At 58.4% G+C, this 15,195-nt stretch carries 11 protein-coding genes; 10 read left to right on the top strand and 1 reads right to left on the bottom strand.

Translation table 11 applies throughout. The annotated features are described in order from the left end of the window. Positions 1-77 precede the first annotated feature (77 nt). From LOY31_RS08240 to LOY31_RS08250, 3 genes are all read left to right on the top strand, one after another. A complete protein-coding gene (locus LOY31_RS08240; RefSeq protein WP_007959307.1) occupies positions 78-389 on the top strand; it encodes a DUF485 domain-containing protein in 312 nt (103 codons plus the stop codon). Next, entirely contained in the window at positions 386-2,044 is a 1,659-nt protein-coding gene (locus LOY31_RS08245) for a cation acetate symporter (RefSeq protein ID WP_064594474.1), read from the top strand. The genes LOY31_RS08240 and LOY31_RS08245 overlap by 4 nt, the downstream gene beginning before the upstream one ends. A gap of 685 nt (positions 2,045-2,729) precedes the next feature. Further along, positions 2,730-3,872: an IS481 family transposase gene (locus tag LOY31_RS08250; RefSeq protein WP_408980464.1), complete on the top strand. Its 1,143-nt coding sequence runs from the start codon at positions 2,730-2,732 to the stop codon at positions 3,870-3,872. A 487-nt stretch (positions 3,873-4,359) separates the two neighbouring features. On the opposite strand, the gene gltA is transcribed toward LOY31_RS08250, so the two are convergent. Further along, positions 4,360-5,649, bottom strand: coding sequence for a citrate synthase (gene gltA / locus LOY31_RS08255; RefSeq protein ID WP_007959044.1), 1,290 nt, complete (start codon positions 5,647-5,649; stop codon positions 4,360-4,362). A 364-nt stretch (positions 5,650-6,013) separates the two neighbouring features. Between gltA and sdhC the strand changes: the two genes are divergently transcribed. The 7 genes from sdhC to lpdA all read left to right on the top strand — a co-directional run bounded on the left by sdhC (position 6,014) and on the right by lpdA (position 15,124). Next, entirely contained in the window at positions 6,014-6,388 is a 375-nt protein-coding gene (gene sdhC, locus LOY31_RS08260) for a succinate dehydrogenase, cytochrome b556 subunit (protein WP_011333113.1), read from the top strand. After that, positions 6,382-6,750, top strand: a complete 369-nt coding sequence (gene sdhD / locus LOY31_RS08265; RefSeq protein WP_007959040.1) for a succinate dehydrogenase, hydrophobic membrane anchor protein — start codon at positions 6,382-6,384, stop codon at positions 6,748-6,750. The genes sdhC and sdhD overlap by 7 nt, the downstream gene beginning before the upstream one ends. Positions 6,751-6,753: 3 nt before the next feature. After that, a complete protein-coding gene (sdhA, locus tag LOY31_RS08270; RefSeq protein WP_007959037.1) occupies positions 6,754-8,526 on the top strand; it encodes a succinate dehydrogenase flavoprotein subunit in 1,773 nt (590 codons plus the stop codon). Between the two features lie 11 nt (positions 8,527-8,537). Continuing rightward, positions 8,538-9,242, top strand: a complete 705-nt coding sequence (locus tag LOY31_RS08275) for a succinate dehydrogenase iron-sulfur subunit (protein WP_007959035.1) — start codon at positions 8,538-8,540, stop codon at positions 9,240-9,242. A gap of 253 nt (positions 9,243-9,495) precedes the next feature. Then, positions 9,496-12,327 (top strand): 2-oxoglutarate dehydrogenase E1 component, encoded by a 2,832-nt coding sequence (locus LOY31_RS08280; RefSeq protein ID WP_085608856.1) that lies wholly within the window; start codon positions 9,496-9,498, stop codon positions 12,325-12,327. A gap of 42 nt (positions 12,328-12,369) precedes the next feature. After that, positions 12,370-13,590, top strand: coding sequence for a 2-oxoglutarate dehydrogenase complex dihydrolipoyllysine-residue succinyltransferase (odhB, locus tag LOY31_RS08285; protein WP_007959031.1), 1,221 nt, complete (start codon positions 12,370-12,372; stop codon positions 13,588-13,590). 97 nt (positions 13,591-13,687) lie between these two features. Next, entirely contained in the window at positions 13,688-15,124 is a 1,437-nt protein-coding gene (gene lpdA / locus LOY31_RS08290) for a dihydrolipoyl dehydrogenase (protein WP_007959030.1), read from the top strand. Positions 15,125-15,195: the final 71 nt, after the last annotated feature.

A 15,195-nucleotide genomic window follows, 5' to 3' on the forward strand; every position in this document is an offset into this window, starting at 1 on the left:
CGTCTGGAACCCGGCTCGCAGCCGCATACAGTGGATATGTTCCAAAAATAAAAATCTGTGCTGCGAGGATAAAAACAATGAACGACAGCATTTACCTCTCTATTCAGAACAGCCCGCGCTTCAAGGAGCTGGTCAAGAAAAGGGAAAGGTTCGCCTGGATACTCTCGGCGATCATGCTCGGGCTCTACTCCGGCTTCATCCTTCTGATCGCGTACGGGCCGCAAGTGCTCGGCACGAAAATCAGTCCCGAATCGTCCATCACCTGGGGCATTCCGATCGGTGTCGGGCTGATTATCTCGGCCTTCATCCTGACCGGCATTTACGTGCGCCGCGCCAATGGCGAGTTCGACGACCTGAACAACGCGATTCTCAAGGAGGCTCAGCAATGATCCGGCGTCTACTGGCTCTTTTGAGCATCGCAGCATTTGCTCCGGCCGTCTGGGCCGCTGACGCCCTGACCGGCGAAGTCCACAAACAACCACTCAACGTTTCCGCGATCGTCATGTTCGTGGCGTTCGTTGGCGCGACCCTGTGCATCACTTACTGGGCGTCCAAGCGCAACAACTCGGCCGCCGACTACTATGCAGCGGGCGGCAAGATCACCGGTTTCCAGAACGGTCTGGCGATCGCCGGTGACTACATGTCGGCGGCGTCCTTCCTGGGTATTTCCGCGCTGGTGTTCACCTCCGGCTACGACGGCCTGATCTACTCGATCGGCTTCCTGGTGGGCTGGCCGATCATTCTGTTTCTGATCGCCGAGCGTCTGCGTAACCTGGGTAAATACACCTTTGCCGACGTGGCGTCCTACCGCCTCGGGCAAACCCAGATCCGCACCCTGTCTGCCTGCGGTTCGCTGGTGGTGGTGGCGTTCTACCTGATCGCGCAAATGGTCGGTGCCGGCAAGTTGATCCAGCTGCTGTTCGGTCTCGACTACCACGTTGCGGTGATTCTGGTCGGTATCCTGATGTGCATGTACGTGCTGTTCGGCGGCATGCTGGCGACCACCTGGGTGCAGATCATCAAGGCGGTGCTGTTGCTGTCCGGTGCCTCGTTCATGGCACTGATGGTGATGAAGCACGTCAACTTCGACTTCAACACCCTGTTCTCCGAAGCCATCAAGGTTCACGCCAAGGGCGAAGCGATCATGAGCCCGGGCGGTCTGGTAAAAGATCCGATCTCGGCGTTCTCCCTCGGTCTGGCGCTGATGTTCGGTACCGCTGGCCTGCCGCACATCCTGATGCGCTTCTTCACTGTCAGCGACGCGAAAGAAGCCCGTAAGAGCGTTCTGTACGCGACCGGTTTCATTGGCTACTTCTACATCCTGACCTTCATCATCGGCTTCGGCGCGATCCTGCTGGTCAGCACCAACCCGGCCTTCAAAGATGCGGCGGGCGCTCTGCTCGGCGGCAACAACATGGCGGCGGTGCACCTGGCCAACGCCGTGGGCGGCAGCGTGTTCCTCGGCTTCATCTCGGCAGTGGCGTTCGCGACCATTCTGGCAGTAGTGGCCGGTCTGACCCTGGCCGGTGCTTCGGCGGTGTCTCACGACCTGTACGCCAGCGTGATCAAGAAGGGCAAGGCCAACGAGAAGGATGAAATCCGCGTTTCGAAGATCACCACCATCGCACTGGGCGTTCTGGCCATCGGCCTGGGCATCCTGTTCGAAAGCCAGAACATTGCGTTCATGGTTGGCCTGGCGTTCTCCATCGCGGCGAGCTGCAACTTCCCGGTGTTGCTGCTTTCGATGTACTGGAAGAAGCTGACCACCCGTGGCGCCATGATTGGCGGCTGGCTGGGTCTGGTGAGTGCGGTGGGGCTGATGATTCTTGGCCCGACCATCTGGGTGCAGATTCTGCATCATGAGAAGGCGATTTTCCCTTACGAGTATCCTGCGTTGTTCTCGATGATCATTGCGTTTATCGGGATCTGGTTCTTCTCGGTTACCGACAAGTCGGCGGCGGCTGAGAACGAGCGTGCGGCGTTCTTCCCGCAGTTTGTGCGTTCGCAGACTGGGTTGGGGGCTAGTGGGGCGGTTTCGCACTGAGGCTTTTAGATTGAATATGTAGGTTGAGTTGAATGGAAATGCCCTGGTCGAGAGATTGGGGCATTTTTTTTGTGGGCGGTTATTGGATGTTCTTGGGGGTTGGGTGTATATCCGTTGCTGCGGTAACGGCTTCTTGGGGTTCCGCCCTTACGGCGGGTCACTTTTGGCAAACGCCCCAAAAGTAACCAAAAGGTCTCTAACCCTGACGTACGGCCCCTCGCTGAGGCTCGGTGTCCCTTCGCTCCGGGATTGATCCGGGGGCATCGCCTACGGTTTGCTTCGCTGCACCTCCTCTCGATGCATGCGGCTGCGCCGCACGGTCGCTGCGCTCCCACCCCCGGATCAATCCCTCCACTCAGCCTGCCGACGGGCCCTGCGATCAAAAGCGGTACTCGAGCTAACGCTCATCGTTTTGAGTGGGGAGGAGCGGGGCGTGTTCGGCTTTGGTTTTGTGGTGGGTTTACCCCTCACCCCAGCCCTCTCCCCTAGGAGAGGGAGCCGATTTTTGTGCTTTTCAAAGCCTGAGTTCGACTCGGCATTGCACGTCGGCGTAGCTCCTGCAAACACCTCGATCAGTTCCCTCTCCCTCCGGGAGTGTATGTACCGGACACATGGTGGACAGGTGTTCGGAGACATGGTGGACACTTTTTAATAGACACATTGCTCATCGCGAAGGAGATGGCCTGTGTCTTGGGAAGAGGTGTCTACCGTGCAGCTTTGTTCAGAATTTGTGCTTTTGGCTCGGCAAGAAGGGGCCAATGTTCGGCAGCTTTGCCGCCGATTCAATATCAGTCCAAGCACTGCCTACAAATGGCTTAGCAGGTTTGAAAAATCAGGGGCTGAGGGGCTGAACAATCGGTCAAGACGACCGAAGACATCACCCAAACGATGTGCTGACGAGGTGGAGAAGCAGATTCTGACCGCGAGTCAGGAGTACGCGGCTTGGGGCGCTCGCAAGCTCAAGCGCGTGTTAGAAGACGAAGGCGCAGTGATGCCGTCTGTCAGTACCGTGCATGCGGTTTTACAGCGTCATTCACGCGTTGATCCAAAGGCCGCTGAGATCAAACCGTTTATCCGCTTCGAGCATGAAGCGCCCAATGATCTTTGGCAGATGGACTTCAAGGGACATATCAGCCTGGCTCAGGGGCGTTGCCATCCGTTGACGGTATTGGACGATCATTCGCGGTTTTCGCTGTGTATCGCGGCCTGCATCAATGAGCAACGTGGAACCGTCCAAGAGCATCTAATCCGGGTCTTTCGGCGTCACGGCCTGCCTCTGCGCATGACGATGGACAACGGTTCACCCTGGGGTGACCAGACGGGCGTTTATACCGCGCTGGAGGTCTGGCTGATGAGCCAGGGCATCAAAGTCGGCCACTCTCGTCCTTACCATCCGCAAACCCAAGGAAAGTTGGAACGCTTCCACCGCAGCCTGAAAAATGAAGTCCTGCGGGACCGGCATTTTATCGATCTCAACGACGCGCAACAGGCATTTGATATCTGGCGTGATATCTACAACCAGAAGCGTCCGCATCAAGCGCTGGACATGCAGGTTCCTTCTACTCGTTACAGCAGCAGCCCACGGGATTATCAGGAGCAACCTGCGGCCCCGGAGTACGACGAGGGTGATGTGGTCAGGAAGGTTCAGGTAAAAGGCGAGATCTACTGGGGGGACCGTGAATACACGGTCGGAAAAGCTTTTTACGGGAGGTCAGTAGCTATCCGGGGGACGACGGAGGACGGCATCCACGATGTCTACTGGAGTAGACATCGTATCGCCCGAATCGACTTGAACTTGCAGATCGTTACGGCAGGTAAGAAGATCTAAAACCGTCCACCATGTCTCCGAACATGTGTCCACCATGTCTCCGGTACATACAGGGAGAGGGCTAGGGTGAGGGGGCTCTTGATCTGGCTTTTGCTCTGGCTCTGGCTCTGGCTCTGGCTTTTGATCTCCAGCCCCTTCGGCAGGCCGAGCGGAGGTGTCCATCAGGGGGTAGGCGCGCAGCGCCGTGCGGCGAAGCCGCATACATCGAGAGGAGGTGCAGCGAAGCAAACCGTAGGCGATGCCCCCTGATGGACACCGTAGAGAGGGAACACTGAGCCTAGGCGAAGTGCCGTACGCCGGGGCCAAGACTTTTTGGTTACTTTTGAGGCGTTTGTCAAAAGTGACTCGCTGTAAGAGCGAAACCGCCAGCGGCAGCTCCCGAAGCAACGGATATGCCCCCAATAAAAAACCGCAAAAACAAAAACGGCCCCCATTCTCATGGAGGCCGTTCCCGGTACAACGCTAAGACGCTATCGCAAGACAGCTCTTATTTGCGGTCTTCCAATTTGGTGATATCCCGCGACTCATAACCCGTGTAAAGCTGGCGCGGACGGCCAATCTTGTACGGGCTGGAGAGCATTTCCTTCCAGTGCGAAATCCAGCCGACAGTACGTGCCAGGGCGAAAATCACAGTGAACATGCTGGTCGGAATGCCGATCGCCTTGAGGATGATCCCCGAGTAGAAGTCGACGTTCGGGTACAGCGAGCGCTCGATGAAGTACGGATCGGTCAGGGCGATCTCTTCCAGGCGCATGGCCAGTTCGAGTTGCGGATCGTTCTGGATGCCCAGTTCCTTCAACACTTCGTCGCAGGTCTGCTTCATTACAGTCGCGCGAGGGTCGCGGTTCTTGTAGACGCGGTGACCGAAGCCCATCAGCTTGAACGGATCGTTCTTGTCCTTGGCCTTGGCGATGAACTTGTCGATGTTCGAAACATCGCCGATTTCATCGAGCATGGTCAGCACGGCTTCGTTCGCACCGCCGTGGGCAGGGCCCCACAGTGCGGCGATGCCGGCGGCGATACAGGCAAACGGGTTGGCACCCGAAGAGCCTGCCAGACGCACGGTGGAGGTCGAAGCGTTCTGCTCGTGGTCGGCGTGGAGGATGAAGATCCGGTCCATGGCCTTGGCGAGTACCGGGCTGATCGGTTTGATCTCGCACGGGGTGTTGAACATCATGTGCAGGAAGTTTTCCGCGTACGACAGGTCGTTGCGCGGGTACATCATGGGTTGGCCCATGGAGTACTTGTAAACCATCGCGGCCAGGGTCGGCATCTTGGCAACCAGGCGGATCGCGGAGATTTCGCGATGCTGCGGGTTATTGATGTCGAGGGAGTCGTGGTAGAAGGCCGAGAGGGCGCCGACTACACCACACATGACGGCCATCGGGTGGGCGTCACGGCGGAAGCCGTTGAAGAAGGTTTTCAGCTGCTCGTGAACCATGGTGTGGTTCTTCACGGTGCCGACGAACTGGGCCTTTTGCTCTGCAGTCGGCAGTTCGCCGTTCAGCAGCAGGTAGCAGGTTTCCAGGTAGTCCGACTTTTCAGCCAGCTGTTCGATCGGGTATCCGCGGTGCAGCAGGATGCCGTTGTCGCCGTCGATATAGGTGATCTTCGATTCGCAGGAAGCGGTCGACATGAAACCGGGGTCGAAAGTGAAGCGGCCCGTGGCCGTCAGGCCCCGAACATCGATAACATCGGGACCAACGGTGCCGGTTAAAATGGGCAGCTCGACGGGGGCTGCGCCCTCGATGATCAACTGCGCTTTTTTGTCAGCCATGTGGCCTCCTATTTATGCTTGAAATCATCAGACAGACCCCCCACGCAGGGCCCGCACCACTATAGTGAGATAAATTCGAATGTCAATTTGCCTAAAGTCTTGCTCCAGAAGGCTTTAACCGTACTTTTTCCTCGAAATTGCCTGCCATTTACGCCTTTTATACGACTTGTGCAATCCGCTATTGGGGGTAGGCGATTGCGTTGTCATTAGTAGCCTAACTGTCTATACTCGGCGACCGACCGCCAAGGGCTTTTGGGCTTGCTTTCATTGGGGGTCGCATCCCTGGGTGGTGGTTACCTGACCAGTGCACTCCCCAACAACTTTGCCCTGATTGTTAGGGGCTCTTCAGTGTGAAAAAAAAGCCGTGAAAAGCCAACGACCTGTAAACCTAGACCTAAGGACCATCAAACTCCCCATCACCGGCGTTACGTCGTTTCTTCACCGTGTTTCCGGCATCATCCTCTTCCTGGGCCTTGGCATCATGCTTTATGCATTGGGCAAATCCCTGGGTTCCGAGGAAGGTTATGTCGAGGTGAAGGCATGCTTGACCAGCCCGCTGGCCAAGTTCGTAGCATGGGGCCTCCTGTCCGCTCTTCTGTATCACCTGGTTGCCGGTGTGCGCCACTTGATCATGGACATGGGCATCGGTGAGACGCTGGAAGGCGGCCGCCTGGGCTCGAAACTGATCATCGCCGTTTCCGTGGTGCTGATCGTTCTGGCAGGAGTTTGGATATGGTAACCAGCGTTACAAACCTTTCGCGTTCGGGCCTCTATGACTGGATGGCACAGCGTGTGTCTGCGGTCGTTCTCGCGGCTTATTTCATCTTCCTGATCGGCTACCTCGTCGCGAACCCGGGCATTGGCTACGACCAATGGCACGGCCTGTTCGCCCACAACGGAATGCGTATCTTCAGTCTGCTGGCACTGGTTGCCCTGGGCGCTCACGCCTGGGTCGGCATGTGGACCATCGCGACCGACTACCTGACGCCAATGGCGCTGGGCAAGTCCGCGACTGCAGTACGTTTCCTTTTCCAGGCAGTATGCGGCGTCGCGATGTTCGCTTACTTCGTCTGGGGTGTGCAGATTCTCTGGGGTATCTGATTCATGGCTAACATTCCAACGATTTCTTTCGACGCCATCATTATTGGTGGCGGCGGTGCCGGCATGCGCGCAGCGCTGCAACTGGCACAGGGCGGTCACAAGACTGCCGTGATCACCAAGGTTTTCCCGACCCGTTCGCACACTGTGTCGGCACAGGGCGGCATCACCTGCGCCATCGCTTCGGCCGACCCGAACGATGACTGGCGCTGGCACATGTACGATACCGTCAAGGGTTCCGACTACATCGGTGACCAGGACGCTATCGAATACATGTGTCAGGAAGGCCCGGCTGCCGTTTTCGAGCTGGACCACATGGGCCTGCCGTTCTCGCGTACCGAGCAAGGCCGTATCTACCAGCGTCCGTTTGGCGGTCAGTCGAAGGATTACGGTAAAGGCGGGCAGGCTGCCCGTACTTGCGCCGCTTCCGACCGTACCGGTCACGCACTGCTGCACACCCTTTATCAGGGCAACCTGAAAGCCGGTACCACGTTCCTGAACGAGTACTACGCTGTCGACCTGGTGAAAAACCAGGAAGGCGAATTCGTTGGTGTGATTGCAATCTGCATCGAAACCGGCGAAACCACCTACATCCGCGCCAAAGCCACCGTACTGGCTACCGGCGGTGCAGGTCGTATCTATGCGTCCACTACCAACGCCCTGATCAACACCGGTGACGGCGTCGGCATGGCTCTGCGTGCTGGCGTGCCGGTACAAGACATCGAAATGTGGCAGTTCCACCCGACCGGCATCGCCGGCGCCGGTGTACTGGTGACCGAAGGTTGCCGTGGTGAAGGTGGTTACCTGATCAACAAGCACGGCGAGCGTTTCATGGAGCGTTATGCTCCGAACGCCAAAGACCTTGCCGGTCGTGACGTTGTTGCCCGTTCGATGGTTAAAGAGATCATCGCCGGCAACGGTTGCGGTCCGAATGGCGACCACGTGATGCTCAAGCTCGACCACCTGGGCGAGGAAGTGCTGCACAGCCGTCTGCCAGGCATCTGCGAACTGTCGAAGACTTTCGCGCACGTTGACCCGGTGGTTGCTCCGGTTCCGGTTGTTCCGACTTGCCACTACATGATGGGCGGCGTTGCCACCAACATTCATGGCCAGGCGATCACCCAGGACGCCGAAGGCGTGGATCAGATCATTCCTGGTCTGTTCGCAGTAGGTGAAGTGGCTTGCGTATCGGTTCACGGTGCCAACCGTCTGGGCGGCAACTCGCTGCTCGACCTGGTGGTATTCGGCCGCGCTGCCGGCCTGCACCTGGAGAAGGCGCTGACCGACGGCATCGAATACGACGACGCTACCGAAGCCGACATCGAAGCTGCCCTGGCGCGTCTGAACGCCCTGAACAACCGTACCGACGGCGAAGACGTCGCTACCCTGCGTCGCGAGCTGCAAAGCTGCATGCAGAACTACTTCGGTGTATTCCGTACCGGCGAATACATGCAGAAGGGTATTGCCCAGCTGGCTGATCTGCGCAAGCGCATCGCGAATGTGAAGATCAACGACAAGTCGCAGGCGTTCAACACTGCACGTATCGAAGCGCTGGAACTGCAAAACCTGCTGGAAGTGGCTGAAGCTACCGCCATCGCTGCCGAAGTACGTAAAGAGTCCCGCGGCGCTCACGCCCGTGAAGACTTCGAAGACCGTGACGACGAAAACTGGCTGTGCCACACCCTGTACTTCCCGGGTGACAAGCGCGTCACCAAGCGTGCCGTGAACTTCTCGCCGAAGACTGTTCCGACTTTCGAACCTAAAGTCCGGACTTATTAAGGGTGACCGCCATGTTGCAAGTCAGTGTTTATCGTTACAACCCTGATCAGGACGCTGCGCCGTTCATGCAGGAATTCCAGGTCGATACCGGTGGTAAAGACCTGATGGTGCTGGACGTGCTGGCCCTGATCAAAGAGCAGGACGAGGGTTTCTCCTATCGTCGCTCCTGCCGTGAAGGCGTCTGCGGCTCCGACGGCATGAACATCAACGGCAAGAACGGCCTGGCGTGCATCACGCCGCTGTCCGCTGTCGTAAAAGGTAACAAGCTGATCGTTCGTCCGCTGCCAGGTTTGCCGGTTATCCGTGACCTGGTTGTCGATATGAGCATCTTCTACAAGCAATACGAGAAGGTTAAGCCATTCCTGCAGAACGACACGCCGGCTCCGGCCATCGAGCGTCTGCAGTCCCCTGAAGAGCGTGAAAAGCTCGACGGTCTGTACGAGTGCATCCTGTGCGCTTGCTGCTCGACCTCTTGCCCGTCCTTCTGGTGGAACCCGGACAAGTTCCTGGGTCCAGCTGCCCTGCTGCAAGCGTACCGCTTCCTGGCAGACAGCCGTGATACCAAGACGTCCGAGCGTCTGGCGTCCCTCGATGACCCGTTCAGCGTCTTCCGCTGCCGGGGCATCATGAACTGCGTCAACGTATGTCCGAAAGGCCTGAACCCGACTAAGGCCATCGGTCACATCCGTAACATGCTGCTTTCGAGCGGCGTGTGATTCAGCTGCTGTAACCGCTGTACCCGCAGAGGGCTTAGGCGCGGGCTTCAACCCGCGCCATGGCTATAACCAGAGCAGCAGCCATAAGCTGCGGCTCTTATTTTGAAGAAATGAGACAAGCAGGGGCATCCGGGCTGGTACCCGGACTATCAGTGTGATCCTAAGTGGCTTGTTTTGGTCGCTGCATTCGGACTTCTGCAAGCTTGCTCGGTGTCGACACCGATGGTGTTCCCCTAACCGAGGGTGACCAAGCATGCAAGAAAGCGTGATGCAGCGCATGTGGAACAGCGCCTACCTTTCAGGTGGAAACGCTGCCTATGTGGAAGAGCTCTACGAGCTCTACCTGCACGACCCTAACGCTGTGCCAGAAGAGTGGCGCACCTACTTTCAGAAGCTGCCTGCCGACGGCAGCTCTGCCACAGATGTTTCGCACTCCACAATTCGCGATCATTTCGTGCTGCTGGCAAAGAACCAGCGCCGCGCCCAACCGGTTTCCGCCGGCAGCGTGAGCAGTGAGCACGAGAAGAAGCAAGTTGAAGTGCTGCGATTGATCCAGGCCTACCGTATGCGTGGCCACCAGGCAGCCCAGCTTGACCCGCTGGGGCTGTGGCAGCGTCCTGCACCTGCAGACCTGTCGATCAATCACTACGGCTTGACCAATGCCGATCTTGATACGACGTTCCGTGCCGGCGACCTGTTCATCGGCAAAGAGGAAGCGAGCCTACGCGAAATTCACGAAGCGTTGCAGCAGACATATTGCCGCACCATCGGCGCTGAATTTACGCACATCACCGATTCCGAGCAGCGCCAGTGGTTCCAGCAGCGTCTGGAAAGCGTGCGTGGCCGTCCGGAATATTCCGCGGACATCAAGAGCCACCTGCTCGAGCGCGTGACTGCCGGTGAAGGCCTGGAAAAATACCTGGGCACCAAATACCCGGGCACCAAGCGTTTCGGTCTGGAAGGCGGCGAAAGCCTGATTCCGATGCTCGACGAACTGATCCAGCGTTCCGGTTCCTACGGCACCAAGGAAGTCGTCATCGGCATGGCCCACCGTGGCCGTCTGAACGTACTGGTCAACACCTTCGGCAAGAACCCGCGCGAGCTGTTCGACGAGTTCGAAGGCAAGAAGAAGGTCGAGTTGGGTTCCGGTGACGTTAAATACCACCAGGGCTTCTCGTCCAACGTAATGACCACCGGCGGTGAAGTTCACCTGGCCATGGCGTTCAACCCGTCCCACCTGGAAATCGTTTCCCCGGTGGTCGAGGGTTCGGTTCGCGCCCGTCAGGATCGTCGCAACGACCCTACCGGTGAGAAGGTTCTGCCGATCTCCATCCACGGTGACGCGGCATTCGCCGGTCAGGGCGTGGTGATGGAAACCTTCCAGATGTCGCAGACCCGCGGTTTCAAGACCGGCGGTACCGTGCACATCGTGATCAACAACCAGGTCGGTTTCACCATCAGCAACCCGCTGGACTCGCGTTCCACCGAGTACGCGACCGACGTTGCGAAAATGATCCAGGCGCCGATCCTCCATGTGAATGGTGATGATCCGGAAGCCGTGTTGTTCGTGACCCAGCTGGCCATCGACTACCGCATGCAGTTCAAGCGTGACGTGGTGATCGACCTGGTCTGCTACCGTCGTCGCGGCCACAACGAGGCCGACGAGCCAAGCGGCACCCAGCCTCTGATGTATCAGCAGATCACAAAGCAGCGCACCACCCGTGAGCTGTACGCTGATCGTCTGACCCAGGCCGGTGTGCTGGACGCAGAGCGTGTTCAGGCGAAAGTCGACGAATACCGCAACGCGCTGGACAACGGTCTGCACGTAGTGAAATCGCTGGTCAAAGAGCCGAACAAAGAGCTGTTCGTGGACTGGCGTCCGTATCTGGGCCACGCCTGGACTGCGCGTCACGACACTCGTTTCGACCTCAAGACCCTGCAGGAACTGTCCGCCAAGCTGCTGGAAATTCCGGAAGGCTTCGTGGTTCAGCGTCAGGTCGCGAAGATCTACGAAGACCGTCAGAAGATGCAAGCCGGCGGCCTGCCGATCAACTGGGGTTACGCCGAAACCATGGCGTACGCGACCCTGGCGTTCGAAGGTCACCCGATCCGCATGACCGGTCAGGACATCGGCCGCGGTACGTTCTCGCACCGTCACGCTGTGCTGCACAACCAGAAAGATGCCGGTACCTACATTCCGCTCAAGCATCTGTATGAAGGTCAGCCACGCTTCGACCTGTACGACTCGTTCCTGTCGGAAGAAGCCGTACTGGCGTTCGAATACGGTTACTCGACCACCACGCCGAACGCGCTGGTGATCTGGGAAGCCCAGTTCGGCGACTTCGCCAACGGTGCGCAGGTCGTTATCGACCAGTTCATCACCAGCGGCGAGCACAAGTGGGGCCGTCTCTGCGGTCTGACCATGCTGCTGCCACACGGCTACGAAGGTCAGGGCCCTGAGCACAGCTCGGCACGTCTTGAGCGTTACCTGCAACTGTGCGCCGAGCACAACATTCAGGTGTGCATGCCGACCACCCCGGCCCAGATCTACCACTTGCTGCGCCGTCAGGTGATTCGCCCGCTGCGCAAGCCATTGGTCGTTCTGACTCCAAAGTCGCTGCTGCGCCACAAGCTGGCCATCTCGACCCTGGAAGATCTGGCCGAAGGTTCGTTCCAGACCGTGATCCCGGAAATCGATGCACTGGACCCGAAAAAGGTCGAGCGCGTTGTTCTGTGCAGCGGCAAGGTCTACTACGACCTGCTGGAAAAACGTCGTGCCGAAGGCCGCGAAGATATCGCCATCGTGCGTATCGAGCAGCTGTACCCGTTCCCTGAGGACGACTTGAAAGAAGTCCTGGCTCCTTACACCAATGCCAAAGCGGCCGTGTGGTGTCAGGAAGAGCCGATGAACCAGGGCGCCTGGTACTGCAGCCAGCACCACCTGCGTCGCAGCATCAGCAACCTCAACAAATCTCTCGTACTCGAGTACGCGGGCCGTGAGGCTTCTGCTGCACCTGCATGTGGTTACGCATCGATGCACGCCGAGCAGCAGGAACAACTGCTGCAAGCCGCGTTTACCGTTTAACGCCTTCGCGCACCTGAAACCGAATTTAAGGAACCACAGATAATGGCTATCGAGATCAAAGCCCCCACTTTCCCGGAATCGGTTGCCGATGGCACCGTTGCCACCTGGCACAAACAACCGGGCGACGCCGTCAAGCGTGACGAACTGATCGTCGACATCGAAACCGACAAAGTCGTACTGGAAGTGCTGGCTACCGCCGACGGCGTGCTGGGCGCAATCGTCAAGGGCGAGGGCGAAACCGTCCTGTCCGACGAAGTGCTGGGCTCCATCGTTGAAGGCGGCGCTGCTGCTGCCGCCCCGGCTGCCGCTGCTGCTCCGGCCGCTGCTGCCGCTGCTCCAGCCGCCGATGGCGAAGACGACCCGATCGCAGCTCCAGCCGCGCGCAAGCTGGCTGAAGAGAACGGCATCAACATCGCTTCCGTTGCCGGCACCGGCAAAGGCGGTCGCGTGACCAAGGAAGACGTGGTTGCAGCCGTTGCTGCCAAGAAAGCCGCTCCGGCTGCCGCGCCTGCCAAGGCTGCTGCTCCGGCCGCCGCCGCTCCTGTGTTCGCCGCTGGCGACCGCATCGAGAAGCGCGTTCCGATGACCCGCGTTCGTGCCACCGTTGCCAAGCGTCTGGTTGAAGCTCAATCGAACATGGCGATGCTGACCACTTTCAACGAAGTCGACATGACCGAAGTCATGGCCCTGCGTTCGAAGTACAAGGACCTGTTCGAGAAGTCCCACAACGGCGTACGCCTGGGCTTCATGTCGTTCTTCGTGAAGGCTGCCACCGAAGCGCTGAAACGCTTCCCGGCTGTCAACGCTTCGATCGACGGCAACGACATCGTTTACCACGGTTATGCCGACATCGGCGTCGCTGTTTCCAGCGACCGTGGCCTGGTGGTTCCGGTTCTGCGTAACGCCGAACACATGAGCCTGGCTGAAATCGAAGGCGGCATCGCCACCTTCGGCAAGAAAGCCCGTGACGGCAAACTGTCGATGGACGAAATGACCGGCGGTACCTTCACCATCACCAACGGTGGTACCTTCGGTTCGATGATGTCGACCCCGATCGTCAACCCGCCGCAGGCAGCGATTCTGGGCATGCACAACATCATCCAGCGTCCGATGGCCATCAACGGTCAGGTCGTGATCCGTCCGATGATGTACCTGGCACTGTCCTACGATCACCGTCTGATCGATGGCAAAGAAGCTGTAACCTTCCTGGTGACCATCAAGAACCTGCTGGAAGATCCGGCTCGTCTGTTGCTGGATATCTGATAGAAGCAGTCACGCGCTGCAAGCTTCAAGCTGCGGGAAAACGCAGCCTGGCTTGCAGCGCGCGGCTTGAAGCTTTTCGCTAAAGAGGATTTTTTGAATGTCGCAGAAATTTGACGTAGTAGTGATCGGTGCGGGCCCTGGCGGCTACGTGGCAGCTATCAAGGCCGCGCAACTCGGCCTGAGCACTGCCTGCATCGAGAAGTACACCGATGCTGAAGGCAAGCAAGCCCTGGGCGGCACCTGCCTGAACGTAGGCTGCATTCCTTCCAAGGCGCTGCTGGACAGCTCCTGGAAATACAAGGAAGCGAAAGAAAGCTTCAACGTCCACGGTATCTCGACCGGCGAAGTCAAAATGGACGTCGCAGCGATGGTTGGCCGCAAGGCTGGCATCGTCAAGAACCTGACCGGCGGTGTTGCCACCCTGTTCAAGGCCAACGGCGTTACTTCGATCCAGGGCCACGGCAAACTGCTGGCCGGCAAGAAAGTCGAAGTCACCAAGCCGGACGGCTCGGTTGAAGTCATCGAAGCCGAAAACGTCATCCTGGCTCCAGGCTCGCGTCCGATCGACATTCCACCGGCTCCGGTCGATCAGAAAGTCATCGTTGATTCGACTGGCGCTCTGGAATTCCAATCCGTACCTAAACGTCTGGGCGTGATCGGCGCTGGCGTGATCGGTCTGGAACTGGGTTCGGTATGGTCGCGTCTGGGCTCCGAAGTGGTTGTTCTGGAAGCACTGGACACCTTCCTGATGGCAGCGGACACCGCTGTTTCCAAGGAAGCGCTGAAAACCCTGACCAAACAGGGTCTGGACATCAAACTGGGCGCTCGCGTAACCGGCTCGAAAGTGAACGGCGACGAAGTCGTTGTGAACTACACCGATGCCAACGGCGAACAGACCATCACTTTCGACAAGCTGATCGTAGCCGTTGGTCGCCGTCCGGTGACCACTGATCTGCTGGCTGCCGACAGCGGCGTGACCCTGGACGAGCGCGGTTTCGTGCACGTTGACGATCACTGCGCCACCACCGTACCGGGCGTTTACGCCATCGGCGACGTGGTTCGCGGCATGATGCTGGCTCACAAGGCCTCGGAAGAGGGCATCATGGTTGTCGAGCGCATCAAGGGCCACAAGGCCCAGATGAACTATGACCTGATCCCTTCGGTTATTTATACTCACCCGGAAATCGCATGGGTCGGTAAAACCGAGCAGGCCTTGAAAGCTGAAGGCGTTGAAGTTAACGTCGGCACCTTCCCGTTCGCAGCATCCGGCCGTGCCATGGCCGCCAACGATACCGGTGGTTTCGTCAAGGTCATCGCCGATGCCAAGACTGACCGCGTATTGGGCGTGCACGTGATTGGCCCGAGCGCTGCAGAACTGGTTCAGCAGGGCGCGATCGGTATGGAATTCGGCACCAGCGCTGAAGACCTGGGCATGATGGTTTTCTCCCATCCGACCCTGTCTGAAGCCTTGCACGAAGCAGCTTTGGCAGTGAATGGCGGCGCCATCCACATTGCCAACCGCAAGAAGCGTTAAGACACAATAAGAAACCACGGCGGTACGGCCCGTCGTGAGCCTTGCGTGCAAGACTCACCGCGGAATGTCCG

The sequence above is a fragment of the Pseudomonas sp. B21-021 genome, from assembly GCF_024749205.1.
GTDB lineage: Bacteria > Pseudomonadota > Gammaproteobacteria > Pseudomonadales > Pseudomonadaceae > Aquipseudomonas > Aquipseudomonas paraglycinae.